The organism is Candidatus Chryseobacterium colombiense, from assembly GCA_029203185.1.
Lineage (GTDB): Bacteria > Bacteroidota > Bacteroidia > Flavobacteriales > Weeksellaceae > Chryseobacterium > Chryseobacterium colombiense.
The window spans coordinates 2197851-2224817 of record CP119310.1 but is presented as its reverse complement, the minus strand read 5'-3'; the positions used below and the strand labels follow the sequence as shown (position 1 = coordinate 2224817).

General features: G+C 35.3%; 27 protein-coding genes. 9 read left to right on the top strand and 18 right to left on the bottom strand.

All coding sequences use genetic code 11. The features are described 5' to 3' along the window. Positions 1 to 11 precede the first annotated feature (11 nt). Positions 12 to 1133 carry a 3,4-dihydroxy-2-butanone-4-phosphate synthase gene (gene ribB / locus P0Y62_09910; protein ID WEK68188.1) on the top strand — a complete coding sequence of 374 codons (1122 nt, stop codon included), beginning with the start codon at positions 12 to 14 and terminating at the stop codon, positions 1131 to 1133. 22 nt (positions 1134 to 1155) lie between these two features. On the opposite strand, the gene fmt is transcribed toward ribB, so the two are convergent. The 5 genes from fmt to folK form a co-directional block, all read right to left on the bottom strand. Further along, complete coding sequence (gene fmt, locus P0Y62_09905) at positions 1156 to 2103, bottom strand: methionyl-tRNA formyltransferase (GenBank protein WEK68187.1); 948 nt, start codon at positions 2101 to 2103, stop codon at positions 1156 to 1158. Between the two features lie 143 nt (positions 2104 to 2246). Next, positions 2247 to 4148 carry a RecQ family ATP-dependent DNA helicase gene (locus P0Y62_09900; protein WEK68186.1) on the bottom strand — a complete coding sequence of 634 codons (1902 nt, stop codon included), beginning with the start codon at positions 4146 to 4148 and terminating at the stop codon, positions 2247 to 2249. 77 nt (positions 4149 to 4225) lie between these two features. Then, positions 4226 to 5683, bottom strand: coding sequence for an OmpA family protein (locus P0Y62_09895; GenBank protein WEK68185.1), 1458 nt, complete (start codon positions 5681 to 5683; stop codon positions 4226 to 4228). A 36-nt stretch (positions 5684 to 5719) separates the two neighbouring features. Further along, positions 5720 to 6826, bottom strand: a complete 1107-nt coding sequence (locus P0Y62_09890) for an OmpA family protein (protein ID WEK68184.1) — start codon at positions 6824 to 6826, stop codon at positions 5720 to 5722. A 17-nt stretch (positions 6827 to 6843) separates the two neighbouring features. Continuing rightward, entirely contained in the window at positions 6844 to 7260 is a 417-nt protein-coding gene (gene folK, locus P0Y62_09885; protein ID WEK68183.1) for a 2-amino-4-hydroxy-6-hydroxymethyldihydropteridine diphosphokinase, read from the bottom strand. A gap of 20 nt (positions 7261 to 7280) precedes the next feature. On the opposite strand from folK, the gene sppA reads away from it, so the two are divergent. Beyond that, entirely contained in the window at positions 7281 to 9035 is a 1755-nt protein-coding gene (sppA, locus tag P0Y62_09880; GenBank protein ID WEK68182.1) for a signal peptide peptidase SppA, read from the top strand. 71 nt (positions 9036 to 9106) lie between these two features. Here the strand turns inward: sppA and P0Y62_09875 are convergent, their stop codons facing one another. The 6 genes from P0Y62_09875 to lnt form a co-directional block, all read right to left on the bottom strand. Beyond that, on the bottom strand, positions 9107 to 9370 hold the full coding sequence (locus P0Y62_09875) for a GlsB/YeaQ/YmgE family stress response membrane protein (protein ID WEK68181.1): 264 nt from the start codon (positions 9368 to 9370) through the stop codon (positions 9107 to 9109). Between the two features lie 72 nt (positions 9371 to 9442). Further along, entirely contained in the window at positions 9443 to 10396 is a 954-nt protein-coding gene (gene ftsY, locus P0Y62_09870) for a signal recognition particle-docking protein FtsY (GenBank protein WEK68180.1), read from the bottom strand. Between the two features lie 105 nt (positions 10397 to 10501). Next, entirely contained in the window at positions 10502 to 10651 is a 150-nt protein-coding gene (locus tag P0Y62_09865) for a DUF4295 family protein (protein ID WEK68179.1), read from the bottom strand. Positions 10652 to 10671: 20 nt separating this feature from the next. Further along, positions 10672 to 10854, bottom strand: a complete 183-nt coding sequence (gene rpmG, locus P0Y62_09860) for a 50S ribosomal protein L33 (GenBank protein ID WEK68178.1) — start codon at positions 10852 to 10854, stop codon at positions 10672 to 10674. A gap of 6 nt (positions 10855 to 10860) precedes the next feature. Next, a complete protein-coding gene (gene rpmB / locus P0Y62_09855) occupies positions 10861 to 11103 on the bottom strand; it encodes a 50S ribosomal protein L28 (GenBank protein ID WEK68177.1) in 243 nt (80 codons plus the stop codon). A 122-nt stretch (positions 11104 to 11225) separates the two neighbouring features. Further along, positions 11226 to 12866 carry an apolipoprotein N-acyltransferase gene (gene lnt / locus P0Y62_09850; protein WEK68176.1) on the bottom strand — a complete coding sequence of 547 codons (1641 nt, stop codon included), beginning with the start codon at positions 12864 to 12866 and terminating at the stop codon, positions 11226 to 11228. A 142-nt stretch (positions 12867 to 13008) separates the two neighbouring features. Here lnt and P0Y62_09845 point away from each other — a divergent pair, with 142 nt between their 5' ends. After that, on the top strand, positions 13009 to 13344 hold the full coding sequence (locus P0Y62_09845; protein WEK68175.1) for a VanZ family protein: 336 nt from the start codon (positions 13009 to 13011) through the stop codon (positions 13342 to 13344). Between the two features lie 42 nt (positions 13345 to 13386). Here the strand turns inward: P0Y62_09845 and proC are convergent, their stop codons facing one another. The 4 genes from proC to P0Y62_09825 form a co-directional block, all read right to left on the bottom strand. Then, positions 13387 to 14190, bottom strand: a complete 804-nt coding sequence (gene proC, locus P0Y62_09840) for a pyrroline-5-carboxylate reductase (protein ID WEK68174.1) — start codon at positions 14188 to 14190, stop codon at positions 13387 to 13389. A 143-nt stretch (positions 14191 to 14333) separates the two neighbouring features. Continuing rightward, on the bottom strand, positions 14334 to 15353 hold the full coding sequence (gene murB, locus P0Y62_09835; GenBank protein WEK68173.1) for a UDP-N-acetylmuramate dehydrogenase: 1020 nt from the start codon (positions 15351 to 15353) through the stop codon (positions 14334 to 14336). 4 nt (positions 15354 to 15357) lie between these two features. Further along, positions 15358 to 15831, bottom strand: coding sequence for a hypothetical protein (locus P0Y62_09830; GenBank protein ID WEK68172.1), 474 nt, complete (start codon positions 15829 to 15831; stop codon positions 15358 to 15360). A gap of 9 nt (positions 15832 to 15840) precedes the next feature. Next, on the bottom strand, positions 15841 to 17046 hold the full coding sequence (locus P0Y62_09825; protein WEK68171.1) for a pyridoxal phosphate-dependent aminotransferase: 1206 nt from the start codon (positions 17044 to 17046) through the stop codon (positions 15841 to 15843). Between the two features lie 269 nt (positions 17047 to 17315). Here P0Y62_09825 and P0Y62_09820 point away from each other — a divergent pair, with 269 nt between their 5' ends. The 6 genes from P0Y62_09820 (at position 17316) to P0Y62_09795 (ending at position 24391) form a co-directional block, all read left to right on the top strand. After that, positions 17316 to 20138: a fibronectin type III domain-containing protein gene (locus tag P0Y62_09820; protein ID WEK68170.1), complete on the top strand. Its 2823-nt coding sequence runs from the start codon at positions 17316 to 17318 to the stop codon at positions 20136 to 20138. Between the two features lie 103 nt (positions 20139 to 20241). Next, complete coding sequence (locus P0Y62_09815; GenBank protein ID WEK68169.1) at positions 20242 to 20697, top strand: DUF1801 domain-containing protein; 456 nt, start codon at positions 20242 to 20244, stop codon at positions 20695 to 20697. Further along, positions 20675 to 21331, top strand: a complete 657-nt coding sequence (locus P0Y62_09810; GenBank protein WEK68168.1) for a YiiX/YebB-like N1pC/P60 family cysteine hydrolase — start codon at positions 20675 to 20677, stop codon at positions 21329 to 21331. Before P0Y62_09815 ends, P0Y62_09810 begins: the two co-directional genes overlap by 23 nt. A 168-nt stretch (positions 21332 to 21499) precedes the next feature. Then, complete coding sequence (locus tag P0Y62_09805) at positions 21500 to 21802, top strand: cysteine methyltransferase (protein ID WEK68167.1); 303 nt, start codon at positions 21500 to 21502, stop codon at positions 21800 to 21802. A 106-nt stretch (positions 21803 to 21908) separates the two neighbouring features. After that, positions 21909 to 22460 (top strand): LemA family protein, encoded by a 552-nt coding sequence (locus tag P0Y62_09800; protein WEK68166.1) that lies wholly within the window; start codon positions 21909 to 21911, stop codon positions 22458 to 22460. Between the two features lie 2 nt (positions 22461 to 22462). Next, entirely contained in the window at positions 22463 to 24391 is a 1929-nt protein-coding gene (locus P0Y62_09795) for a DUF2207 domain-containing protein (GenBank protein ID WEK68165.1), read from the top strand. A gap of 74 nt (positions 24392 to 24465) precedes the next feature. Here the strand turns inward: P0Y62_09795 and murA are convergent, their stop codons facing one another. The 3 genes from murA to P0Y62_09780 form a co-directional block, all read right to left on the bottom strand. Then, a complete protein-coding gene (murA, locus tag P0Y62_09790; protein WEK68164.1) occupies positions 24466 to 25773 on the bottom strand; it encodes a UDP-N-acetylglucosamine 1-carboxyvinyltransferase in 1308 nt (435 codons plus the stop codon). Next, positions 25773 to 26426: a DUF4290 domain-containing protein gene (locus tag P0Y62_09785; protein ID WEK68163.1), complete on the bottom strand. Its 654-nt coding sequence runs from the start codon at positions 26424 to 26426 to the stop codon at positions 25773 to 25775. Before P0Y62_09785 ends, murA begins: the two co-directional genes overlap by 1 nt. Positions 26427 to 26515: 89 nt before the next feature. Further along, a complete protein-coding gene (locus P0Y62_09780) occupies positions 26516 to 26920 on the bottom strand; it encodes a DUF393 domain-containing protein (protein ID WEK68162.1) in 405 nt (134 codons plus the stop codon). Between the last annotated feature and the right edge of the window lie 47 nt (positions 26921 to 26967).

Here is a 26967-nt window from a genome sequence, read left to right as displayed (position 1 = left end):
AAAAAGTAAAAATGTCTGATATTAAATTAAATACTATTCCAGAGGCTATTGAAGACCTTAAAAATGGTAAAATAATCATAGTAGTAGATGATGAAGACAGAGAAAACGAAGGTGATTTTCTTTGTGCAGCTGAATTAACAACACCGGAAATCATAAATTTCATGGCACTTCATGGAAGAGGATTAATTTGTATGCCGCTTCCTGAAAAAAGATGTGATGAACTAGGATTAGAAGTAATGGTAAGCAGAAGCAGCGATCCTAAAGAAACAGCTTTTACCGTATCAGTTGACCTTCTTGGAAATGGAACTTCTACAGGAATTTCTGCAGGTGATAGAGCGAAAACTATTTTAGCTTTAATGGATGAAAAATCTAAGCCGACAGATTTCATGAGACCCGGCCATATTTTCCCGCTTCGTGCAAGAAAAGGAGGAGTTCTGAAGAGAGCAGGGCATACAGAAGCAGCAATCGATCTTACGCATTTAGCCGGATTAAAAGAGGGTGGTGTAATCTGTGAGATTATGAATGAAGACGGATCTATGTCTCGTTTACCTGATTTGCACGTTTTTGCTCAAAAGCATGATATGAAGATCATTTCTATTGAAGATTTAATTCATTATCAGCTTAAAAAAGGAAACCTGATCGAGAGATTGGAAGAAAGAAAAGTGAAAACAGCTTACGGAGACTTTGATTTCTTTGCTTTTAGAGAAACTTCAAATGATCAGATTCATTTTGCTTTGACGAAAGGTTCTTGGACTGTTGATGAACCTGTTTTGGTAAGAGTTCAGTCTTCCGATTCTTATTTTGATGTACTGACAAGATTGAATAACGGTGAAAAACCTTTATTGGAAAAAGTAACCAATATGGTAAATGAAGCAGGGAAAGGAGCTATTATTTTCATTAATAATGTTTCGAATTCTGAAAATACATTAAGAAAGCTACAACAGTTCTTAAATTATCAGGATGGTCAGGAACAGCATCCTACGCTAGCTTACAATTACAGAGATTACGGAATTGGAACTCAGATTTTAAAGAATCTTGGAATTAACAAGTTTAAAGTAATCACTCAGAATCCTAATATCAAGCCTCAGGTTGGAGGATATGATGTTGAGGTAACGGAGATGGTTCAATTATAAAAAAGAAAGTGGCTTGATAAAATCAAGCCATTTTTATTTCGTCGAAGTTTCTGAAACCGTTCAGAAAATCTTTCACGTTCATTCTTTTCTTTCCTTCCAGTTGTAATTCTAAAGGGAAATATATACCGTCACTTGTATAGATTTTAAATTCGTTTTTCGAAATATCTAAACTTCCTGCAGTTTTATTATGATTGGAAAGTTCGAATTTTCCGCTGAATACTTTTAGTCCTTTTTCTTCCTCTCCGATTTTCAATGTTGTAAAAGCAGCCGGATAAGGTGACATTCCCAAAATAAACTGATGAACTTCTTTTGATGTTTTTGTCCAGTCGATTTTAGTGTTTTCCTTGAAGATTTTATAAGCATTTTTGGGATGCTCTACATTAGGTTGAGGTTTTTCTATAATTGAATTTTCTGCTAATCCATCCAATGTCTTCACCACTAATTTTGAACCCATTTCCATTAATCGGTCATGAAGACTTCCTGCAGTTTCATCAGGTAAAATAGCTAATTCTTCCTGTAATAATATATTTCCTTCATCAATTTTTTCATTGATAAAAAATGTAGTTGCTCCGGTTTTTTCTTCACCGTTAATAACCGCGTAATTGATCGGGGCAGCGCCTCTGTAATCGGGCAGAAGGGAAGCATGAAGGTTGAAAGTTCCCATTTTTGGCATTTCAAAAAGAACTTTTGGCATCATTCTGAAGGCTACTACCACAAAAACATCTGCATCAAGTTTTCTCAGTTCCTCTAAAAATTCAGGATTTCTTAATTTTTCAGGCTGAAAAACAGGAAGATTATTTTCTACAGCATAAACTTTTACAGGAGATTGATTGATTTTCTGTCCGCGTCCGCTGGCTTTATCTGCAACTGTTACAACACCTACAACTTCATGATGGGATTGATGAATGGCTTCTAAGGAAGTCTTTGCAAATTCCGGAGTGCCTAAAAAAACTACTTTCAATGATTTCATATTGCAAAGATAAGTTCTTTATTAAAGGATTAAAAGATTTAAAAATTAAAAATTACTTCTGCCATTTCGATTGAAACGTGGTGAGTGAAGAATTCAATTTAAATAGAAAAGATTTTTTTACTCTATCAGATGAGAAAAAATTTTTAAGCTAACATATATGTTCTGAAATTCAGCATCTTTACCTTTCCGGAATCTAAAAGATAAATAAGATTTTCCAGAAGATTATCTTTGGGATGATAGGTCAGTTGTATGGATAGTTCTTCTATCGTGGCTGGTTTTTTAGCTAAAATATTAATAATTTCCAGAGAAATATTCTGTCCGAAAACTGAACGTTTCTTTTTTTCGCAGACGGAGCAGTTACTACAGTTTTTAGCATCCTTTTCTCCAAAATAGGAAAGAATCAGCTTCATTTTGCAGTATTGACTGTCTTCAAGATAGAACTTCATTTCCTCCCATTTCTGAATTTTATTTTTTTGAATGTGTTCAAAAAGCTTCCAGTAGGAGCTGTTGATAACTCTTTCGTCTCTTGGTTTTAAAAATTTAATGCTGGAAAGAGCACCGTCAACATATTCAATATAATTTTTTTGTTGAAGTTCTTTTAATCTTTCCTTTATTAAATGAACGCTTACATTAATTTTATTGCTTACCTGCTGCTCACTGAACATGACTTTGTGCGTGGCAATTCCTGAAACGGTTCTTAGCAACAGTTCAATAAAATAAGCGTCTTTTTGAGGGAGCTGATCAATTTCATCGGGCTTCATCAGCAATTCCAGTGAGGAAAGACTTTTATTATTGTTAAAATATATAATTTCCTGATTATGAAGAAAACCTAATACATTATTAATTTTTGCCTTTGATAATCTTGTGAAATTCTGAATTCCGGCCGTGTTCAATTGAAATACTTTTTCTGGGAGCTCATATTCAGCCACCTGAAATATGGAGTAGAGATAAGAGATTATTTTTAAAAATTCAGCTTTATTGGGTATCTGATTTTTTAAAATCTGATCAAAATTTGAAAGTTCCTGCTTATCCCAAAGCAAGAAGGCAAAACTTTTTTTACCATCTCTTCCCGTTCTTCCTATTTCCTGATAATAATTTTCAATAGAAGGAGAAGGGGAGAAGTGAATGACGAAACGGACATTATCTTTGTCAATTCCCATTCCGAAGGCATTAGTTGATATTAAAACATGCTGGTCGCTGTTATTCCAAATGTTCTGTCTAGTATTTTTTTCTTTTGTTGTAAGTCCTGCATGGAAAAAATCAACATTTTTCAACTGGTTTTTATGGAGGAATTCAGTAAGCTGTTCCGCATCTTTTCTTGTTCTTACATATACAATCCCTGACTTTGTAGCATATTTTAAGATGTCCAAAACTCTTTGATATTTATCTGAAACCTCTTCTGAAAATATTTTGATATTATCTCTTCTGAAGCTTTTTTGAAATACAGTAGGATTTTTTAATTCAAGTTTAGATTTAATTTCATCCAAAACTTTTGGTGTCGCTGTTGCTGTTAAAGCTAGACAGGCAATTTCGGGATTGTTTCTTCGAAATTCTTTGATGTTTTGATAACTTGGTCTGAAATCTTGTCCCCATTCCGAAATACAGTGTGCTTCATCAACAGCAATGAATGACAGCTGTATTTCTTCAATGTGTTGTAAAAACTGAGTATTCGTCAATCTTTCGGGAGAGACATATAATAACTTTGTGAGGCCATCCTTACATCTGTTATAAATAACTTCTGCATCAAATTCATCGAGCTCGGAAGATAAGTATTCTGCTTCAATCTGCCGGCTTTTCAGTTGATTGACCTGATCCTTCATAAGAGCAAGTAACGGTGAAATAACCAGACAAACTCCTTCACGTAGAAGGGCGGGTAATTGATAGCACAGCGATTTTCCGGCACCTGTAGGCAATAAGGCCAATGTATCTTTTGAATGAAGTATGGAGTCTATAATTTCTTCCTGAGAATCCCTGAAAGTATCATAGCTCCAAAAATATTTCAGAGTATCAAATTTTAATTTTTGTAGGTCTTGTGGAGAAATCATAAGGTAAAAATAAGGAAAGTATTGAAACAAAAAAAGTCACGCGTTATGCGTGACTTTTAAATATAATAGAAAGTTTACTATTTAGCTTCGAAATATACTCTTCTGTTGGCTCTGTTTTTCCATTCAGGACATTTTGTAGCAGGGTCACATTCAGGATATTTCAGATCTTTTTTACCCTTACCAATTGCATTTAATTTTCCAGACTCAACTCCGTTTTTGATTAAATAATTTTTCACATTATTTGCTCTTCTTTCGGATAATTTCTGGTTGTAAGCATCAGTACCTCTTGTATCCGTAGCTCCTACCACTGTATAAGTACCAGTTGATGAGTTGATATAATTTACAGCGTTGTTAAGAATAGGCGTGTTAGATGGTAAGATTCTGTCTGAGTTCAGATCAAATTCAATTCCTTCCAGAGTTCTTGTATCATCTGTTACAGGTCCGGTTGTTGCAGGAGCCACTGGGCAACCAGCATTTTCAACAGGTCCAGGTACAGTCACACACTTATCGTAAAGGTCAATTACTCCGTCTAAGTCTGTATCCAGTGCAACTCCGGCTCCGTCAACTCTTGCACCAGCAGGAGTGTCAAGCTGTCTGTCCCAATCGTCACAAACACCATCGTTATCTAAATCACCTTTTTTACAAACTTCAATATCTTGATTTCTATTAGCCAAAACATCTAATTTGTAGTATACTTCCTGAAGAGGGTCATGCCACATTAAGTGAGATTCATGTTTCCCTAATTTTAAGCTTACCCCTAAAGTAGCGTTAAAGAAGTTGTCAGAAACTTGCTCTTCACGTTGGTTGATAGCGCTGTATGGTGCACCTCCTCCATCAAATGCATCATCACCAGTGATAACATACATTACTCTACCTTCAATATCAATTCTTCTGTTAACTTTGAATTTAACACCGGCACCAGCTTGGGCAAATAACGAACCTAATTTAAAAGGTTTAATTTCTGTCATCAATCTCTGTCCGGTCTCATCTTTCTGATAAGCTCTGTAGGCTAATGTACCAACACCTCCATAAGCATGTAAAGCCCATCTGTATGGAGATTTGTTATCAACTCTTCTTAATAGGTTTGAAATATTAACATCTCCCAATAAAGAGATTGCATCATATTGAGTTCTTGCTCCCACCTGCTGATAAGCAGATGCATTTGCAGGCGCAGCATTTTTAGTATTGAACCATCCTTGTCTAGTTTCTCCTCTGTCGTATTGTAAGTTAATACCAAAAGCATGGGTAATAGCTTTATCAATACTTACATATGCAGAATATCCGAAAAGGTTTTTACCATTACCATTTTTTATTGATGTTAAATCTGCCGATTGAACTAATGGTACACCGACCCCTGCTGAAATAGCCCAATCATTAAATCTTTTAGATTTATTTGTGAAGGGGGAAACATTTGCTGAGCCTGATGAAAAAGTATTAGGATATTTTTCTGCACCCGAAACTGCTGTTGAATCTTGTGCAAAGCTTATGGCAGGAACAGCCAGTGCTAATGCTACAATTGCTAAACTTATTTTCATAGTGTATTTTTATTATTTAGTTAATTAAATGATTATTTATTTAGGGCAACCAGCATTTTCAACCGGTCCTGGTACAGTTACGCATTTATCGTAAAGATCAATCACACCGTCAAGATCCATATCAAGAGCAACTCCGGCTCCGTCAACTCTTGCTCCTGCAGGAGTGTCGAGCTGTCTGTCCCAATCATCACAAACTCCGTCATTGTCTTTGTCTCCTTTTTCACAAACAACAAAGTCTACATTGGTATTTTCTAAAGTGTGAATTCTAGAATAGGTGTCTTGCAACGGATCGTACCAAGCTAAATGAGTCAGATGTTTTCCTAGTTTGAAAGATACTCCTAAGTTAACAGTCCAAGCATTATCAGATCTTCTTTTGTTGATCATGTTGTATTTGGAAACTTTAGACGTTGGATCGTAATCGGCTGGTCCTGCGTTTCCTCCACCATCAAATTCATCATCCCCACTGATAATATACATTGTTCTTGCCTCTATATCAATAAGCTTAGAAACGTTATATTTCAATCCGATACCCATCTGGTAATAGATTGAATTAAGATCCATTTTCTGCTTAATGAACAAAGGAACTCTAGCTGGAGTGGTGCTCCATCTGAATTCATTATTATCATGTAAAGATGTATTATAACTCATCAATCCAATACCGGCATAACCATGGAAAGCCCATCTGTAAGGAGAAAGGTTGTCAACTCTTCTCAAAAGATTTGAAAAGTTAACATCTCCCATTAAGGCAATCTGATTAAATTTTGTATTAGCTTCCGCAACTCCTGCGGCAATACCAGTAGCTCCTTCTAGCTGAGCTTTCTGTTTTGTTTCACCTCGCTGATAAATAAGGCTAACTCCTACAACATGAGTAATCTGTTTGTCGATACTCACATAAGAATTATATCCCCAGTTCACCTTTTTATCATAAAAAGATTTCAAATCAGCGTGAACCATGAAAGCAGCACCTCCACCGACTGAAATAGACCAGTCGTTGAATTTTCTTGCTTTGTTGTTGAAAGGCTGTACATTGGCAGAACCAGAAGAGAACGTATTAGGGTATTGATCGTAGGAACTAACAGCAATACTGTCCTGTGCATATGTTGCAATAGGCAATGCAGCCAATAATAATAAACCTAATTTCATACAATATGTTTTATGTTTTAGATAAAGTCTTTTAAGATTATCTTAGAGAATTCCCTTTCAAAAAGATGTTTCTGATGAGGGATTTCTAGCTTTTCTGACACAAATTTCAGGTTGTCAAACTTTACGATATCAATATCTATTACTCTGTCTGTATATATTCCAAGAGTGCTAGAATCATGTACTCTTCCCATCTCATTTTCAATCCTTTTGATATGTTTAAGTAATTGAATTGGTGAAAAATGTGTGCATATTACTAATGCAATATTACAAAAAATATTAGAACTAACAAATTCTACGGGTTCAGTAATTAAAAATTCGCTTAAATTTGTTACATTTCCAACTTCCTGATTGAGTTTATCAATAGCATGCTCAATATTTTTTTTTGTATCACCAAGATTACTTCCGAGTAACAAAATGGCAGTATGTTGCGACATATTGTTTAAATATAAATTTTATGAAGAGTTTCTTTAAAAATGTATTGGCAAATATAGTTGCATTTGTAATACTATGTGCCGTGTTTTTTTTCTTTTTTATAGTCGTTGTTTTCTTCAGTGCGATGAGTGGAGAAAAATCTGTAGTGGTAAAAAAGAATTCAGTTTTAACAATTAATTTAAAAACAGATATTTTAGATAGTCCTACAGAAGAGCAAACCAGTATATTTAATGTAGGAGATAAGAATAAAAGTATATTGTTGTATGATGTTTTAGAGGCTATTAAGAAAGCTAAAACTGATGATAATATTAAAGGGATCAGTATTGAGACAGATAACTTACATGCAGGAATTACTCAGCTTGATGATATCAGAGCTGCCATAGAGGATTTTAAGAAAAGCGGAAAATTTGTATACGCTTATGGAAATGGAGTTTCTCAATCTACCTATTATTTAGGATCTGTGGCGGATCAGTATTTTCTAAATCCTTCGGGAATGATCGATTTGAAAGGTCTTTCTACTGAGGTTACTTTCTTTAAAGAGTTTGCTGATAAGTACGGGATCGGAATAGAGGTAATCAGACATGGTAAATTTAAATCTGCTGTAGAACCTTTTATTAGAAATGATATTTCCGATGAAAACAGAGAACAGTTAAGTACTTTGCTTAATGATATTTGGAGCAATACAGCTGCCAAAATATCGGCTTCCAGAAAAATAGATGCTAATCAGTTTAAAACTGCAGTGGATAGTCTTTACGGAATGATCCCGGAGCAGAGTTTAAAATATAAATTGGTAGATAAATTAATTCAGAAATCAGAATATGATGATTTTATCAAATCCAAGATTGGCTCTTCCAAAGAGGATAAGCTGAATAAAGTGTCTATTACCAACTACATTAATTCATATTCTGACAAAGACAAATCAGGTGATGGAGTCGCTATACTTTACGCTTCGGGTTCTATCAATAATGGAGATAAATACGGGGATATTTATTCGGAAAAATATGTAAAATATATCCAGGAGCTTAAAAATGATGATAAGGTAAAAGCTGTCGTTTTCAGAATTAATTCTCCGGGAGGAAGTGCAAATGCTTCAGATGAAATTTTACATGAACTTCAACAACTTAAAAAAGTAAAACCGGTAGTAGTATCATTTGGAGATTATGCAGCTTCGGGAGGATATTACATTGCTATGTCTGCTGATAAAATTTATTCTGAACCAAATACGCTTACGGGCTCGATTGGTGTTTTTGGAGTAATGCCTTACTATAAAGAGATCGCAAATAAAAATGGGATACGTTCCGATATTGTAGCTACGAATGCGAATTCTGCTTATTACTCTGCTTTGAATGGATTGACACCTTATGGTGTTGCACAGGTTACCAGAAGTGTTGAAGGAACTTATAAAAGATTTGTTCATTTTGTGACACAAAACAGAAAGCAGACTTTTGAGCAGATTGATAATGTAGGAGGAGGAAGAGTTTGGAGTGGAGTACGAGCTAAACAAATTGGTTTGGTAGATGATTTAGGGACATTGGATGATGCGGTGAAATTTGCGGCGCAAAAGGCCGGATTGAAATCTTATGGAGTAATATCTTATCCGAAGAAAAAAACAACATTTGAGCAGATTTTTGATGATATGAATGAAGATGATATTTCTGCAAGATTGATTAAAAATAAAATAGGGAAGGCCAATTATGAAATTCTTGAGCAGATTACTAACGAAAAGCTGAAGTCTGAAGTGAAAATGGAGATGCCCTATCAGATTAAAATTAACTAAATTATATATTGTACAGAAGCGGCGGATTTGAATTTCAAATCCGCCGCTTTATTTTTTTTATACTAATTTTTTCAGCTGCTTTTCTTCGTTGCCATTCCGTATATCCAGAGTACGATGAGTGCTCCTCCGATTGCTAAAATCCAGCTTCTTGGATTCCAGAAAGAAGTGACATCACCCCAATGTAAAATATACACTCCAATAGCTCCTCCCACGAAAGCTCCTACTATTCCTAAAATAATTGTAATCAGCCATCCTCCTCCTTGAGTTCCCGGCATGATCATTTTTGCGATTGCTCCAGCAATAAGTCCGAATAAAATCCATGTTAAAATTCCCATAGTTGCAAATTTTTTAATTGTTAATATTTATGAAATTGAATTTTGCTAATTTAAGGGAAAACATGATAAATATCATCTTTTCTTGAAGAACGAATCAACAAATTCCGTACCATTGAATAATTGGAGGTCCTGCATTTTCTCGCCCACTCCAATATATTTTACCGGAATTTGGAATTGATCGGAAATACCAATCACAACTCCGCCTTTTGCGGTGCCGTCAAGCTTTGTTACAGCTAAGGCGTTCACTTCTGTTGCAGCGGTAAATTGTTTAGCCTGTTCAAAAGCATTTTGTCCGGTAGATCCGTCAAGAACCAATAAAATCTCGTGAGGAGCATCGGGAATAACCTTTTGCATTACCCTTTTGATTTTGGAAAGCTCATTCATTAAATTGATTTTATTATGAAGCCTTCCTGCTGTATCAATGATGACAACATCTGCATTTTGAGCAACGGCACTTTGTACAGTATCGAAAGCTACAGAAGCAGGGTCTGATCCCATTTCCTGTTTTACGATAGGAACTCCGACTCTCTGGCTCCAGATCACTAGCTGATCTACAGCGGCTGCTCTGAAGGTATCTGCAGCTCCTAGAACTACTTTTTTTCCTTCAGTAGTAAACTGATGGGCTAGTTTTCCGATTGTTGTCGTTTTTCCGACTCCGTTTACTCCCACAACCATAATAACATATGGCTTTTTAGAAGCGTCGATATTTCCTGTTCCTGCATGAGGGTTTTCAAGCAAAAGACCAGAGATTTCTTCACGAAGAATTTTATCCAGTTCATTTACGCTAACGTATTTGTCGCGGGCAACACGTTCTTCGATTCTTTCTATGATTTTGATGGTTGTAGAGGCACCCACATCGGATGCGATAAGTACTTCTTCAAGATCATCCAGGACTTCATCGTCTACTTTGCTTTTGCCGACTACGGCTTTCGTCATTTTTTCAAAGAATCCCTGGCTGGATTTTTCCAATCCTTTATCTAAAGTTTCTTTTTCTTCTTTTTTAAAAATATTTTTAAACCAACTCATAGAATTTTATAATATAAGATGTTGTGTTATCTGTCTTTAGAGCAAAGATAACAAAAAAACTACCCAAAAGCTGAGTAGTTTTTTATATTGTAAATAAAGTGTAGATTATTTTTTCAAATAACCGTCTACCTCGTCTGCATTCATTACTTTTTCTTCGAAAACGTAAGCACCTGACTTAGATGACTTAACCATTTTCACAACTTTAGTCATTTTTTTAGACCCAGTTTGTAGGGTTGCTACTACTTTCTTTGCCATGGTAAATTATATTTTCTAAATTACTTAATTTCTTTGTGAACGGTAACTTTCTTAAGAACCGGATTGTACTTCTTAAGCTCCAATCTTTCTGTAGTGTTCTTTTTGTTTTTAGTAGTGATGTATCTAGACATTCCTGCTACTCCGCTTTCTTTATGCTCTGTACATTCAAGGATTACTTGAACTCTATTTCCCTTTTTTGCCATGATTTATTAATTCTTTTTAATCAATCCGTTTCTAGTAGCTCTTTCAATAGCTTCCTCGATTCCAATCTTGTTAATCACTCTCAATCCATGAGCTGATACTTTCAGTGTTACGTGCTTATCTTGCTCCGGAAGGTAAAACTTCTTCTCCAATAAGTTAATTTCAAAACGACGCTTCGTTTTGTTATTAGCGTGAGAAACGTTGTTACCAACCATTGCACGCTTTCCTGTTATTTGGCAAATTCTTGACATATCTCGATGTTCTTATTTGTATAATATTTGAGGTTGCAAAATAACGAAGAATTTTTTAGATAGACAAATGTTTTAAAATTTATTTTTCAATTAGTTATAATATTTTTTCAGAAATACGACCATTAAGCCTGTTGTTTATTGATCTTTTTCTGAAACCTTTTTATCAGGAAATAAAATAATAAAAATCCTAAAGCAAAGATAGAGAACCTTGTTAACAGATCTCCAGCTTTTATATAAAACGTTTGTTGGTCATATAAGTTTATTTTGGCAAATAAAGCTGTTTGGTCTCCATAAAAAGTATCTTCTACAATTTCACCTTTGGCATTGATATGAGCCGAAATCCCACTGTTTGCTGCGCGTGCAATTTCTCTTCGGGTTTCTATCGCTCTTAATTTAGCATAGGAAAGAAGTTGTTTATGTCCTTCTGAAACTCCCCACCAGGAATCATTGGTCATGATACCCAGAAAGTTGGCTCCTTTTTTTACATAATCTGTTACAAATTCTCCATAGATGCTTTCGTAGCAAATGATAGGAGCGATTTTACCTTTGTTGTAAGGGTTGGAAAAGGCAACTCTTTCTTTATCCGAACCTAAAGAAGCAACAGTTCCTCCCAGATTAATCATGGCATCGCCAAGAAGGGGCTTTAAATAGTTCATATAAGGGAAAATTTCCACTCCGGGAACTAATTTGCCTTTGTGGTAAACTTCTACCTTATGATTGGGTATAACCTGTATTGCTGAGTTAAAACTTTCCACCCAAAGTCCCTGATTGATTTGGTAGGCTTCAGTAGGAAGGTCTTTGGAACTGGTGTAAAATTTATGAGATGAAATTCCGGTTGAAAAAACAGAACCGGGATGTTTGGCAAGGAATTCTTTAAGATTATTTAAAATAATGCTTTTTTCAAAGGCAGTTTCGGAAATGGAACCTCTCCCGGGAAGTGCGGTTTCGGGAGCAATATAATAATCAATTTTTCCTTTTGTATTTTTCTCGGCTAGATTTAAAAGATCCTGTTCGATTGTTAAACTGTCTTTTGAATATTTCTCTGCGTACGGATCAAGATCTGGCTGAAGCATTAGAACATTAACGGTTCCGATTGGCTTTTCATTAAAGCTATTGTATTTTATTAGTGAAATAATCATCGGGATGATGATTAAAGCAGCAACAATAAAAGAGTTTTTAATCAGATCTTTTCTCTTTCTTCCGGCTTCCCAGGTTCTTATGGTATAAAACAATAAAACATTGACCAGTAAGATCCAGAAACTTCCGCCTGTAGCGCCTAGTGTATCATACCATTGTACTAATTTCGGATATTCTGAAAATGAATTTCCAAGATTCAGCCAAGGCCAGGTTAATTCCCAGTTCAAATGGAATTTTTCAAAGCTCATCCAGATGGCTACAAAAAATGCCAATCCCCAATACGTTCCTTGTGCGTTTTTGTACCAGTGATAACATTGGAAGACTAATGAATACAGTAATGAATTAACTAAAACCGGAAATACAACCGCCATTAAAGAATGGCTTCCGTCAGGATTTTTTGATCCATACAACCAGCCTGTCGTCACAATATTCCAAATGATAAAGCATAAGTAGGAAAGTCCGAAAACAACCCAGCTTTTTCTTTGGTAATCTGAAAATTTAGAAACACCGTGTTCCATCATTAAAAGAGGAACCAGTGCAAAAAATATAAAAAACGGAACTCCATAAGTCGGCCACGAAATGGACAAAAGCATCGCTGAAATGAGCGTAAGTAAAACGTATTTCATTAAATTAATTTAACACACAAATTTAATGTTTTTGAAATGAATAAATTTGCAATCGATGTTAAAGAAATTTTATAAAATTATTATTGTTCCTTATACTTTATTTTTACTCTATCTGATGTTTTTCGGGATGGGCAGAACTTAGATGGAGGATAATTTACTGACCATCGAGCCGATATTTTCTACGATAAATTTTATTAAAGGCTGTATCTCCTGGAAAGATATAGTAATCATCGTTGTCGGAAATGTTGTAATGTTTATTCCTTTCGGCTTTCTTGGCTGGATTTTTCCACAGCTTACAGAATTAAAAAGTCTTCTTTTTACTTTTATTTCGGCTATTACGATTGTTGAGGCCACTCAGTATTTTACAAGAATGGGTATTTTTGAAGTAGATGATATTATTTTGAATACGTTTGGAGTGTTTCTAGGTTTCTTAATGAGAAGGTTGATGGAAAAGAAATATACATATTGGGTTACGTGAGTTGTAAGTGGTAGAATTTGTATAAGTTTAACTACTTTAAAATCATCCGTTCAGTTCCTTGGCTCGCTTTTCTGCATTCAGAATTCCTTTTTTCAGAATTTCTTTACAATTGTTTTCGTTGAAAGTTTTTAAAGCCGCTTCTGTGGTTCCTCCTTTTGAGGCAACATCCTGAATCAGTTCTTCGAGACTTTTTTCGGAATTATTCATCAGGTGATAAGCTCCCAACATGGTTTGTTTTACAAAAAGCTTGGAAAGATTTTCCTCAATTCCCATTTCAACTCCGGCTTTTATCATGGCATCAACGATGTAATAAAAATAGGCAGGTCCGCTTCCCGAAAGTGCTGTAACGCCATCCAGTAATTCTTCATTTTCCAGATAAACCGATCTTCCGGTAGAGTTTAATAATCTTTCGATATTGATTAATTGGCTGAAAGAAATTCCTTCTGCTGCTGTATATCCCGTAATCCCCATTCCTAAAAGAGTAGGAGAGTTCGGCATGGCTCTGACTACTAATGGGTGATGTAATAGTTTTTGAATTTTTTCAATTTTGATTCCCGCCATGATCGATAAAACCATCTGGTTTTCTTTCAACTGAAACTTGAAATTTTCAGCTACATGTCGAAAATCCTGGGGTTTTACAGCGATGATAATTAAATCCGCATCCAATTCTTTCACTTCATCAAAAGTCGAGATTTTTGATTTTGGAAATTCTTCCGATATTTTAGAAAATTTGGATTCGTTTCTTGTAATTAAATGCAGGTTTTCGGGCTTTATCAATTCATATTTCAGAAATGATTTTGAAAAAGATAAACCCATGTTTCCAGCTCCGAGAATGGCGATTTTCATATTTGTATGTTTTTTTGTTTGATTGTTTAGAGATGCTTCGACAGGCTCAGCATGACACCGCTACAAATTCATTACTAATAATATGATTAGTATTAGAGTTGTCATGCTGAGCCTGTCGAAGCATCTATATTTATTAATTTTTTCTAAATAATATTCACTTCTCTTTCCAGCTCAATTCCATATTTTTCTTTAACAGAATTGATGATTTCGGTAGAAAAATCAAACACTTCTTTCCCTGTCGCATTTCCTTTTGCATTGATGATCACTAATGCCTGAAGCTTGTGAGATGCCACATTGCCAATCTGTTTTCCTTTCCATCCGGATTGCTCAATCAGCCATCCGGCCGGAACTTTAACGGAGTTTCCACTGGGATAACCTTGGATATTTTCAAACCTTTCTTTTAATGCTTCAAATTGGGCTAAAGGAATTGTTGGGTTTTTGAAAAAGCTTCCTGCATTTCCGGTTTCTTTTGGGTCCGGAAGTTTACTTTGTCTGATATTGATCACCGCTTTCGAAACATCTTGGATTGTCGGATTTTCAATGCCTAAATTTTCCAATTCAGATTTGATGGCTCCGTATTCTGTTTTAATGATATGATTTTTGGTGGTAAGTTTAAAGGTAACTTCCAGAATCACATATCTGCCTTTTCCCTCCTGTTTAAAAATGGAATCTCTATACCCAAATCTGCATTCTTCAAGATTGAATGTTGTAAGCTCCAGACGCTCTAGATCCAAAACTTTACAGTTTACAAAAACGTCTTTTATTTCAGTTCCGTAGGCTCCGATATTTTGCATGGGAGAGGTTCCTACATTTCCGGGGATAAGAGAAAGGTTTTCCAGGCCGCCATAGTTTTTATCCAGACAATACATGACGAAATTATGCCAGTTTTCGCCTGCTTTAGCAGTTACCCATACTTCATTTTCATTAATAACTTCTTCTGAAATACCTGTCAGATTTAGCTTAATGGCAAGTCCGTCAAAGTCTTTGGTGAATAAAATATTGCTCCCGCCTCCAAGAAACAGGATGGGAATTTTGGGTGTTTGAGAATTTGAGAAGATAATGGCTTCTTTTAATTCCTCTACAGTCGTGACTTCAACGAAATATTTTGCTTTAGCTTCTACTCCGAAAGTATTGTAAGCTTTTAATGAAAAATTTTCCTGCATAAGTTTATGGATGTTCTGATAGAATTTTTTCTAATTGTGTTTTGAATCTTTGGAATTGCTTATAATGAATGGTATCATGATAAGAATTTACATAAACATGAGATTTTTTTGAAGTTCTGATCTGGAAGACTTCATCGGTTCCGCCTTTAGCCTGTATGCTTTCTGAACTTTTAATGTGATCCAGAGTTTTCAGATTGAAAGTCTGGGTAAGTTCTTTCCATGTTTTGGTCTGTATAGCGAAAGCCCGTTGTTTATGAATTTGTTTAGCAGTATTTCCCTGCTCAGATACAATAGAGTCCCTGGTAATTTTAATAAGTCTGTAATTGTCTAAATTCCCACTTACATTAGAAACACTGATAAATGTGATTTCGTTATTTTTAGGGATTGTTTTTTCTGTTTTTGAGCTGCAGGAAAAAAAAGTCAGCAATAAAACTATTGAAAAGAATATTTTCAAACCTAAGAATTTTATTGCTGACATGGTATTGTATTAAAGTTTGAACTCTAATTTATACTGTTGTAGTGCGTCTTTCAGGATTTCTGCGCTTCTTCTTAAATCCTGTTCTTTAAGAACATAAGCTATTCTGACCTGTTTTTTACCCAATTCCGGATCGCTGTAGAATCCTCCTGCAGGGGCAACCATGATGGTTTCGTTGTTATTGGAGTATTTCTCTAATAGCCATTGTGCAAACTTTTCACTGTCATCCACGGGAAGTTCAGCGACACAATAGAAAGCTCCTTTTGGTTTTGGGCAAATAACTCCGGGAATGGCATTCAGTAAATCTACCAATACATTTCTTCTGTGAGTATATTCTTCTCTTACAGCTCTGATATAAGCTCCGTCGTTTTGGTGAGCGGCAGTTGCAGCAATTTGTCCCAATAAAACAGGGCTTAGTCTTGCCTGTGCAAAAAGCATGGCTGCATCGTGAATTTTTTTAGAACGGGTGATCATACAACCAATTCTTACGCCACACATAGAGTAACGCTTAGATTCTGAATCGATAATAATACAGTTTTCGCTTAGTTCAGGGAAGGCAAGCATTGAAATCTGTTGCTTTCCATCATATACATATTCTCTGTATACTTCATCTGAAATAACAACAATATCATATTTTAAAGCAATTTCTGCCAATTTCTGCAATTCTTCACGGGTGTAAAGGTATCCTGTCGGATTTCCCGGATTACAGATAACGATTGCTCTTGTTTTTTCTGTGATTTTCTTTTCAAATTCTTCAATCGGAGGAAGGGCAAATCCCGTATCAATAGTTGACGGAACTGCTACTACATGCACATTAAAAGTGCTTGTAAATCCGTTGTAGTTTGCATAGTATGGCTCAGGAATGATTACCTCGTCTCCATCATCACATAATGTTGAAATGGCAAAATTTAAAGCTTCTGAGCCTCCGTTAGTCACAATAAAATTATCAGGGGTAAGATCTGTGAAGTCTAAAGAATGGTAATATTCAGTAAGAGCTTTTCTGTATTCTATGTTTCCTTCGGAAAGGGCATATTCCAATACTTTTAAATCAATGTTTTTTAAAGCATTCAGTGCTGTTTCTGGGGTTTCAATATCCGGTTGCCCGATATTGAGGTGGTATACTTTAGTTCCTTTTTGTTTTGCTTTCAATGCAAAAGGTACCAGTTTTCTTACCGGTGAAGCTGGCATCTGTTGTGCTCTGTTTGAAATATTAGGCATTATTTTTTATCTAAAATTGATTGCACAAAAATAGCAAAATATTTTTTCTAAGGACGGTATGTAGTGCATTAAATCCAATATCCTATGTTTTGAATAATAATTATGATATATTTTGTTATTTGTTTTATTTCATGTATTTTTTTTGAAATTAAACGTTTGTTTATTGTTTAATTTATCTAGTTTTGATGTAAATGTTGAAAAATATTTAAATTAATTATTGCGGATTTAGATTTAATTCATAGTTTTACGTCAGACTAATAAAAATTTTTATGAGAAAAAATCAACCAGCTCTTGTGCTTGGTGCATTAGGACTATTTGCCAGTTCTTTTGCTTTGGCACAAAACTATCAGCAAATGCCTGTCCAATCAGGTTTTACGGCGGATGTAGTTGCAAATGGAACAGGCTCCTCAGCTGTGACTACCAATAATGATGTAGACGGAGTTTCTTATGCTTTTGTAGCTAAAGATTTTCTGTTAACATCAACAAGTACACCGATTACTTACGGTCTTCCTGTTGATGGTATTATTAATTCAATAGTGACGACAACACCTGGATTGAGCTATCAATTAGCAAGCTTAAGTGCGAACAATTCCTTGAGATTAGCTGCGGTAAACGACACCGGAACTTTAACGTTTACAACACCAAAAGCGGCTACTAAGTTGTATATGCTTTCTACGAGTGGAAGTGGGGCGTCAACTGTTTCTGTTACTGTAAATTTTTCAGATGGCACAAATCAGCAGTTTACCGGCATCAGCATTGCCGACTGGTATAATGGAACTAATTTTGCTGTTCAAGGTTTTGGCAGAATTAAAAAACCTGTTGGAACTCCTGTTGCAGGTGATGATGTTCCGTCACCAGAAGGCGGGACTAATCCCAGATTATATCAGAATGAGTTTGTTATAAATACTGCTAATCAAACGAAGCTTATTCAAAGTGTTGCTGTGACAAAAACAGCAGGTACTGGACTGCCAAATATTTTTGCTTTTTCAGCAGATGCATATTCAACCTGTGCACCTCCAACATTGCAGGCAGTTGGTACAATTACGGCTAATTCTGCTGCAATTTCATGGACGGCTCCTACGGGATCTACTCCGGCAAGTTATGATATTTACTATAGCACCTCGAGTACAATTCCATCAAGTACTGCTACTCCGAATTTTCCGGGAGAAACAGGAACTTCTAAAGTTATTCCTGGCTTGAACCCAAATACGGTTTATTATTATTGGGTAAGATCGAATTGCAGTACGGGAACAAGCCAGAGTGCATGGTCTTTTGGCGGTACATTTAAAACAGCTTGCGGTGCTGTGACTTCTATGGCTGAAAATTTTGATTCTTATGCTACTGGAAATATTGTTCCCGATTGTTGGGTAAGAAATGCAGGTACGGGAAGTATGACCATTTCTTCAACTACTCCAGCTTCCGGAACAAGAAATATTTATCAATATGTTGCCTCAACGGGAACTCCAAGTACAGTTGTATTGCCGGAGTTTTCCAATATAAATGCCGGAACGAATTGGTTGAGATTAAAAGCGAGAGTAAGTACGGCTACCGGAACTTTAAAAGTGGGATATGTAACTAACCCTACAGATGCCTCTACCTTTGTTTTGTTACAGTCTCTAAGTTTAACTAATACAACCTACACCAATTCTGAATATACAGTAACAGTTCCTAATACCGTTCCTGCTAATGCAAGGTTAGCGATCCAGAATACAGCAGATGGTAAGTCATATTACTGGGATGATGTTTATTGGGAGCCATTGCCTTCTTGCTTTGCGCCAACAGTTATTACATCATCAAATGTAGCTTCGTTTTCGGCTACAATAGGCTGGACAGCTCCGGCAACAGCACCAGCAAGTGGATATGATGTATATTATAGTACATCTAATGTCGCTCCTACTTCAAGTACGGTTTTAAATAGTACAAATTCTACAGCTTCTACTACGACTTCTGCTCAATTAACAACATTAGCGTCTAATGCAACTTATTATGTTTGGGTGAGATCAAGTTGTAGTACGACAAGTAAAAGTACTTGGACAGGTCCAATTTCTTTTACCACTCCATCATTTTGCCCAACAATAACAGCTCCTGTAGCTGGAGCAACAGGGGTTTCTGTAACACCATCAATTACCTGGAATGCAGTTGCTGGAGCTGCGGGATATAAATTGACGGTAGGCACCACGTCAGGAGGAACAAATATTTTGAATAATGTAGATGTAGGAAATGTTACTACTTATCCGTTTACTACTTCTTTAGCATTTAATACAAAGTATTATTATACAGTTAATGCTTATGCTGGAGGGCAGACCTCATCATCTTGTACAGAAAATAATTTTACTACAGCATGTACAAGCACAGGCGCTCCTTATCTTTTAGATTTTGAAAGTGTAACAACACCTGCACTTCCTAGCTGCACATATAATTTGAATGCAGGAACAGGAAATAGCTGGACAACAGCGGATCCTCCTACGGATTGTCCAGGATTATCGACTAAAGTATTAAGATATGTTTATAACAGTTCAAATGCTGCTAATACTTGGTTCTTTACTCAAGGATTGAATTTAACAGCTGGAACCCAGTATGCAATTTCTTATAAGTATGGGAATAATTCGACTGTATTTGTAGAAAAGCTAAAAGTAGCCTTTGGTACTTCGGCAACCGCAGCTGCTATGGTTAATGCTATAGCTGACTATCCAAGTATTAATGATAAAACGGCTCATGCGGTGACTGTTAATTTTACAGTACCTACAACAGGAATTTATTATTTTGGGTTTAATGCTTATTCGGCTGCAGATCAATACTATTTATATGTTGATGATATTAGTATTAACAATGCGAATTTGGCGACATCTGAAGTTGTGGCAAATAAAAATGACATTCAGGCGTATCCAAATCCATTTACAGATGTATTGACTATTTCTGATATCAAAAATGTGAAATCTGTTTCTATTGTTGATATTGCAGGAAGATTAATTAAGAATATTGAAAGTCCTTCTTCTACTCTTCACTTAGGAGACTTGAAACAAGGGGTGTACTTGGTGGTTCTAAATATGAATGATGGTTCTAAACAGACTATAAAAGCAATTAAAAAATAACATCTTATATTATTATTAAATATTATGAGCGGTCTTACTTTTGGTAAGGTCGCTTTTGTTTTATATTAAATTTGTTAATTTTAAGCCATTAAATTATACTAAGATGCAAATTCCTGCAATTTCAATAGATGATTATATCTCAAAGATTCCTGAAGAAAGGCAGGAAGTTTTTAAGAAGATTTTTGATGCAGTAAATAATAATCTGCCCAAAGGTTTTTCAGAAAATATCAGTTACGGAATGATTGGCTGGGCAGTTCCGCTGGAAACTTATCCTCCTGGCTATCATTGCACTCCTGATACGCCACTTCCTTTTATGAGTTTAGCTTCTCAGAAAAATTTTATTGCATTGTATCATATGGGAATATATGCAAAACCCGAATTGTTGAATTGGTTCGTGGAAGAATTTCCCAAACATTCAAAAAGAAACCTGGATATGGGTAAATCTTGTATCCGCTTTAAAAAAGTTGATGATATTCCCATTGAGCTTATTGCAGAGTTGAGTAAGAAAATAACTGTAGATGAATGGATCGAGACCTATGAAAAGAATTATAAAAAATAAATTTCTTACCCCAGCTTTATCTTTTTTTATACTTCTGTTCATTGCTGCTGGATGCGCAGGAATTAAAACTTTGGGACTAAAAAACGGGGACTTGCTTTTTGTTACAGCAAAAGATTCGGGATTATCCGGAGCAATTAATAATGTAACGCAAAAGGAAAAAAATGCTTCTTTTGATCATATCGGGATTCTGGAAAAAGTTGATGGCCATTATTTTGTACTTCATGCATCTCCAAAAAGAGGTTCAGACAAACAGAAACTTAAAGATTTTGTAGAAGATCAAAAAAAAGACGGACAGGATATTTTTGTTTATAGATTAAAACCTGAATATCAAAATGCGATTCCTGATGCTATTGCTAAAGCAAATTCAATGTTGGGAAAACCCTATAATTTTAACTATATATTAAATGAAGATTCCTATTACTGTTCGGATTTTATAGAGCGGATTTTCAGGAAAGATCACATTTTCACCTTAGAGCCCATGACTTTTATTGATCCCCAAACCGGTAAAACCAATGAGTTCTGGGAAAAATTTTATCAGAAGAAAAATCTTAAAGTTCCTGAAGGAGAATTAGGGTGTAATCCAAATGGTTTAGCAGGATCGCCCAAAATAGAAAGAATACAACAACTTAAATAATACACTAAAGAAGCATTATAGCTTCTTTTTTTATTTTGAAAATAAATTAAAAAATATTAGTCTATAAATTTGGTAGACTAATATTTTTTTATATTTTTGTCCTGTATTTAATAACAAATAATTGTATGTATTTCAGAAAATAACTTTTTAACTAAAAAACGAGATGTTATGATAACAAATTTGCAATCACGGCCTAATAACGTAAACCTAATTAAGAAAGAGCTGATTCTAGAAATAGAATTGAACGGGAAAATGAAATTTGATCATTTACTCAATATTATCTATCAGCAAATGGGAATGTGTTATAAGCTTTTGAATGCAGATGTGGAATATATCAACGGAAATGATTTCGGATCATTTCAATTATATCTTAATGCCACTTCAGAAGATTTTCAGCAGCTTGAATTTTTCCTGAATAAAAATAAACTTTTGAATACTACTGTAGAATATATCTGCAGAAAGTACTCTTAGTTGTGTAGATCCATATAGTTTGAGGAGCGTTCATTTATTGAGCGCTTTTTTTATTTCCTTTCCGTTAAAAAGACTATTTTTATCCAAATAAAAAAATCACAAAATTATGGTTGCACTTATTATTATCGGTATCATAGCAATTTTTCTTCTGTATGCGGTTTCTATTTATAATCGCTTGGTAAAACTTAAAAATTTAGTTCAGGAAGCTTGGAGCAGCATTGATGTGATGCTGAAAAAACGTCATGATCTTATTCCTAACCTTGTAGAGACGGTAAAAGGATATGCCACTCACGAAAGAGAAACTCTTGAAAGCGTTACGAGAGCAAGAAATCAGGCAGTGGGAGCTAATTCTTTAGAAGCCAAAGAAGCTGCTGAAAAAAAACTGAACCAGGCAATGATGAATCTTTTTGCAGTTGCAGAGCAGTATCCCGATCTGAAAGCTAATGCTAATTTTCAACAATTACAGGCGGAACTTACTTCTATTGAAAATGATATTGAAAAGTCGAGAAGATACTATAACGGAACGGCTCGTGAAAACAATACACTGGTAGAATCTTTTCCAAGTAATATCGTGGCCAATATGTATAAGTTTGAAAAGGTTTCCTATTTCGAGCTGGATAATATTGCAGAGCGAGAAGTTCCAACGGTAAAGTTTTAACAATGCAGAAATTTCTGAAATTTATATTTTTTCTGTTCTTTATTCTTGGTTTTGCCCAGGACGACAACTCATTAAACGAAAATTTGTCCGGAACAGAAAGAATTCTGCTTTTTCATTCGGATATCAATGTAGATACGCACTCATCTCTTCATATTACTGAGAACATCAAGGTTCATAGTCTCGGAGATAAAATTCAAAGAGGGATTTTTCGTACACTGCCTTTGTCGAGAAATCTGAATAACAGAACGCAGAAGGTAAAGTATGATATTATTTCCATTAAGAAAAACGGAATAGAGGAGGATTACCATGAAGAAATAGAAGACGGTTTCCTTAAAATATATATTGGAAGCAAAGATGTAATTCTCGAACCTGGAAATTACGAGTACGAGATTCAGTATAAAACAGAAAATCAAATTGGCTTTTTTGACAAATATGATGAGCTGTACTGGAACGTTAATGGAAATTATTGGGATTTTCCCATAGATACAATTTCTGCGGTGGTGCATCTTCCGATAGGAGCGAATATTTTACAGAATTCCTGTTATACTGGTATTGCTGGGAGTCGGGAACAGAATTGCGCCTCAAAGCTACTTTCGGGTCATTCCATAGAATGGCGTGCTTCCGGTTTTCAGGCTAATTATGGGCTTACGGTGGCTGTAGGTTTTAAAAAAGGAATCATGATTCCACCTCCGCCTCCAAGTTTTCTGGAGCGATTTGGGATATTGATCGGAGGTTTTCTTGTGTTTTTAGGATTGTTGTATTACTATTATTCAACATGGAGAAAATATGGAGTAGATCCTGAAAAACCTATTGTCTATCCTCAATTTAACGTTCCTGATAATCTTTCACCGGCATCTTTAGGGTATTTGAAAGCAGAAAGTTTCAAGAATAAATACGTAACGGCGGCATTGGTCAACCTTGCCATCAAAGGCTATGTTCAGATTATTGAAAAAGATAGTTCTGGTCTTTTGGGACTTTTTAAATCAAAATATTATACTGTTAAAAAACTGAAAATAGCTGATGAAGATCTCCCTAAAGAAGAAAAAAAACTGATGGATTATCTCTTTTCAAGCTATCGCGATACCATTGATTTTGATGGGAAATATGATTCTAAAATAGAACAGGCTGTTTTAAATTGTAAAGAAGCATTGAAATTTCAGCATGATGCTTTTTTAAATGAAGGAAACAATACAAAAAAACTGATTCTGCCATTTTTGCTGATTAGCTTTGTGTATTTTGCAGGCTTATTTTTAAGCTTCAGAATGTTCCCTGAATTTGAAAAAATTGTAATGGGAATGTTTTTATATGGAGGGCTGTTTATTGCATTCTTTATTGCGGGATTATTATTCAAATATTTTCCGGCTCTCTTTAAATTATTTTTAGGATTTCCGGTTTTTGTTTTTATTCTTATCGGAGTATTTATTCATAAAAGCAGTGATTTTACCATTGATAATAATTTTAATATCTGTTATATTTTTATTGTATTAGGGTTTACCTCACTTATCATCTATGCTTTTTTAATCAAGAGGCCTTCGGAAGAGAAATTAAAGATAAAATCTCTTATTGAAGGTTTTCAGATGTATATGGGAGCAGCGGAAAATGAACAGCTTAAATTTCATAACCCACCTGAAATGACTCCCGAGGTTTTTGAAAAATACCTTCCTTTTGCAATGGTATTAGGAGTGGACGAGATTTGGGGGCAAAAATTTGATGCAATGCTTTCGAAAATGTCAACCGAATATCAGAATAACTGGTATGTTGGTTCCACTCTAAATCGGTATGCCTTTGCAAGCTCACTTAATTCGAGTCTTACAAGTTCAATACAGTCTTCGTCAACACAACCTTCCAATAATTCCAGCAGTGGTTCTGGTTCAGGAGGTGGTGGTTTCTCCGGCGGAGGCGGCGGAGGTGGAGGTGGAGGCGGTTGGTAAATTGCTCCAATGTCTTAATAAAAAAAGCGTTCAGAATTTCTGAACGCTTTTTTTATATGGTTAATGAGAATCAATTAAATTCTTTCAATATCAGCACCAATAGCTTTTAGCCTGCCATCAATGTTCTCATATCCTCTGTCGATCTGCTCGATATTATGGATGATTGATTTTCCTTCAGCAGAAAGCGCTGCAATAAGAAGCGCGTTTCCGGCTCTAATGTCTGGAGAAACCATTGTTGTTCCTCTTAACGGAGTTTCCTGATTTAAACCGATTACAGTTGCTCTGTGTGGATCACATAAGATGATCTGTGCACCCATATCGATTAATTTATCAACGAAGAATAATCTTGATTCAAACATTTTCTGATGTACCAGAATACTTCCTTTAGCCTGAGTGGCAACCACTAAAATGATAGAAAGCAAATCCGGAGTAAATCCAGGCCATGGAGCATCTGAAATCGTAAGAATAGAACCGTCTATAAATTTCTGGATCTTATAATTTTCCTGAGATGGAATATAGATGTCATCACCGCTTTGCTCCAATTGGATTCCTAGTTTTCTGAAAGTATTGGGAATGACTCCAAGTTGATTCCAGTTTACATTTTTAATCGTGATTTCAGATTTTGTCATGGCAGCAAGTCCGATCCAAGATCCGATTTCCACCATATCTGGAAGCATGGTGTGTTCTGTACCTCTAAGATGAGTTACCCCTTCAATAGTTAAAAGATTGGAACCAATTCCTGAAATATTTGCCCCCATTCTGTTCAGCATTTTGCAAAGCTGTTGCAGGTAAGGTTCACATGCAGCGTTATAAATTCTTGTTTTTCCTTTGGCTAAAACAGCTGCCATTACAATATTGGCTGTTCCGGTTACAGAAGCCTCTTCCAGAAGAATAAATTTTCCGTTAAGTTCTTTAGCTTTTAAAGAATAAAAATATTGTTCTTCATCGTAGTTGAATTCTGCACCCAGTTCTACCAATCCCTGGAAGTGAGTATCAAGTCTTCTTCTTCCGATCTTGTCTCCTCCCGGAGTTGGCATATAGGCTTCTCCGTATCTTGCAAGCATCGGTCCCATCAGCATGATAGATCCTCTTAGTTTAGCACCGTCTTTTTTAAATTCTTCAGATTTTACATAATCAAAATTCACAGAATCAGCCTTAAACGTGTAATCACCGTGGCCGTTTTTCGTCACTTTTACACCAAAATCAGCTAAAATTTCTATCAGTCTGTTGACATCATGAATGTCCGGAATATTTTTTATTCTTACTTCTTCATCTGTTAACAGAACAGCACATAAAATTTGTAAAGCTTCATTTTTTGCTCCTTGTGGGGTAATTTCACCCTGTAATCTTTTCCCTCCTCTTATTTGAAATGTTCCACTCATTATTTTCTGTTCTTGTGATTATTGTTATGTCTTCTCTTGTTGGGCTGGTTTTTATTATTGTTGTTATTGTTGTTGCCGCTTTTATTATTACGGTTGTTTCCGGTATAATAAATCTTACTTTTCTCCAGTGTTTCAATTCCGGTAAGGTCTAATCTGTTTTCAGAAAGTTCTTTCAAATGGCGGAAAATAACATCATCAGTCACATGCTCTTTATTGTAAACATTGTAAGACTTTTTCATATTGTTGGCAATCACTTCAATCAGAGCTTCTTTTTCGTCTCCTGCTTCAAGTTCAATTGCTTTTTCTATCAGTTGAAGGATACTCTTTCCGTAAAATTTGAAGTCTCCCTGCAGTTTAGGATATTCCATCCTTTTAGGTTTTTCGGCAAGCTGTTCTCTTGTAGGGAACGGATAAGGAGAATCAACATCCAAATCATAATTTGCTAGAATAAAAAGATGATCCCAAAGTTTATGCTTATAGTTTTCTTCGTCGCGAAGCTGCGGGTTTCTCTGACCCATAAAATCGATGATTGCCATTGCCATTTCACTTCTTTCCTCTTTTGTAGGAAGCTCTTTGCAACGCTCAACCAACTGTTGTATGATTCTACCGTATTCCGGTAAATGAAGCTGTGTTTTTTGGGTGTTATATTCCATAGTTTGCAAATATATGCATTAAAAGAAAAATGGTTTCGAAAAACTTAATTCTTTATGATTATTTAATAAAAAAATCTTGAAGCTGTTTTTTATACTTCTATGAATTTCTTCTTCTGATGGGCATCAGGTAAAAAACACTTTTGAGACGAAAGTTTCATCCTGTTTTTAGAAACCATATCGTAAATAGCATTACTGAAAGACGTGGGAAATACTTTACCCAATAGACTTACTAATTTATAAAACCCGCCTAAAATATCAGAAATCTTCAAGACGGCTTTAGACTTTATAAGATAATACTGCTGAGGTTTCCAGAGATAAAGGGTGTTGAATTGTTTATTTTCAAGACCACGTTCTGTAAGAAATCTCTGTCCAAAATCAGATTGAAGTGAGGCAAACAAAAATTCATCGTTTTTATCCTTTTCCAAAATCCACTGAACCCAGAAATTACAGACTCCGCACTCTCCGTCGAAAAAAACTATGTGTTTATGTTGCATATCCTCTTGCATAATCCAGTTTAAAAAAATTCTAACGAATAAAGGTA

Coding starts and splice junctions, on each gene's coding strand:
- P0Y62_09900 (WEK68186.1), bottom strand. CDS start 4,148: ATGATTTCTCCACAAGACCTACAAAAATTAAAATTTGATACTCTGAAA.
- rpmB (WEK68177.1), bottom strand. CDS start 11,103: ATGTCAAGAATTTGCCAAATAACAGGAAAGCGTGCAATGGTTGGTAAC.
- murB (WEK68173.1), bottom strand. CDS start 15,353: ATGCAGGAAAATTTTTCATTAAAAGCTTACAATACTTTCGGAGTAGAA.
- ribB (WEK68188.1), top strand. CDS start 12: ATGTCTGATATTAAATTAAATACTATTCCAGAGGCTATTGAAGACCTT.
- P0Y62_09795 (WEK68165.1), top strand. CDS start 22,463: ATGCAGAAATTTCTGAAATTTATATTTTTTCTGTTCTTTATTCTTGGT.
- sppA (WEK68182.1), top strand. CDS start 7,281: ATGAAGAGTTTCTTTAAAAATGTATTGGCAAATATAGTTGCATTTGTA.
- P0Y62_09785 (WEK68163.1), bottom strand. CDS start 26,426: ATGGAATATAACACCCAAAAAACACAGCTTCATTTACCGGAATACGGT.
- P0Y62_09890 (WEK68184.1), bottom strand. CDS start 6,826: ATGAAATTAGGTTTATTATTATTGGCTGCATTGCCTATTGCAACATAT.
- P0Y62_09845 (WEK68175.1), top strand. CDS start 13,009: ATGGAGGATAATTTACTGACCATCGAGCCGATATTTTCTACGATAAAT.
- P0Y62_09865 (WEK68179.1), bottom strand. CDS start 10,651: ATGGCAAAGAAAGTAGTAGCAACCCTACAAACTGGGTCTAAAAAAATG.
- P0Y62_09805 (WEK68167.1), top strand. CDS start 21,500: ATGATAACAAATTTGCAATCACGGCCTAATAACGTAAACCTAATTAAG.
- P0Y62_09895 (WEK68185.1), bottom strand. CDS start 5,683: ATGAAAATAAGTTTAGCAATTGTAGCATTAGCACTGGCTGTTCCTGCC.
- ftsY (WEK68180.1), bottom strand. CDS start 10,396: ATGAGTTGGTTTAAAAATATTTTTAAAAAAGAAGAAAAAGAAACTTTA.
- lnt (WEK68176.1), bottom strand. CDS start 12,866: ATGAAATACGTTTTACTTACGCTCATTTCAGCGATGCTTTTGTCCATT.
- P0Y62_09800 (WEK68166.1), top strand. CDS start 21,909: ATGGTTGCACTTATTATTATCGGTATCATAGCAATTTTTCTTCTGTAT.
- rpmG (WEK68178.1), bottom strand. CDS start 10,854: ATGGCAAAAAAGGGAAATAGAGTTCAAGTAATCCTTGAATGTACAGAG.
- folK (WEK68183.1), bottom strand. CDS start 7,260: ATGTCGCAACATACTGCCATTTTGTTACTCGGAAGTAATCTTGGTGAT.
- proC (WEK68174.1), bottom strand. CDS start 14,190: ATGAAAATCGCCATTCTCGGAGCTGGAAACATGGGTTTATCTTTTTCA.
- P0Y62_09780 (WEK68162.1), bottom strand. CDS start 26,920: ATGCAACATAAACACATAGTTTTTTTCGACGGAGAGTGCGGAGTCTGT.
- P0Y62_09825 (WEK68171.1), bottom strand. CDS start 17,046: ATGCCTAATATTTCAAACAGAGCACAACAGATGCCAGCTTCACCGGTA.
- P0Y62_09875 (WEK68181.1), bottom strand. CDS start 9,370: ATGGGAATTTTAACATGGATTTTATTCGGACTTATTGCTGGAGCAATC.
- murA (WEK68164.1), bottom strand. CDS start 25,773: ATGAGTGGAACATTTCAAATAAGAGGAGGGAAAAGATTACAGGGTGAA.
- P0Y62_09830 (WEK68172.1), bottom strand. CDS start 15,831: ATGTCAGCAATAAAATTCTTAGGTTTGAAAATATTCTTTTCAATAGTT.
- fmt (WEK68187.1), bottom strand. CDS start 2,103: ATGAAATCATTGAAAGTAGTTTTTTTAGGCACTCCGGAATTTGCAAAG.
- P0Y62_09815 (WEK68169.1), top strand. CDS start 20,242: ATGCAAATTCCTGCAATTTCAATAGATGATTATATCTCAAAGATTCCT.
- P0Y62_09810 (WEK68168.1), top strand. CDS start 20,675: ATGAAAAGAATTATAAAAAATAAATTTCTTACCCCAGCTTTATCTTTT.
- P0Y62_09820 (WEK68170.1), top strand. CDS start 17,316: ATGAGAAAAAATCAACCAGCTCTTGTGCTTGGTGCATTAGGACTATTT.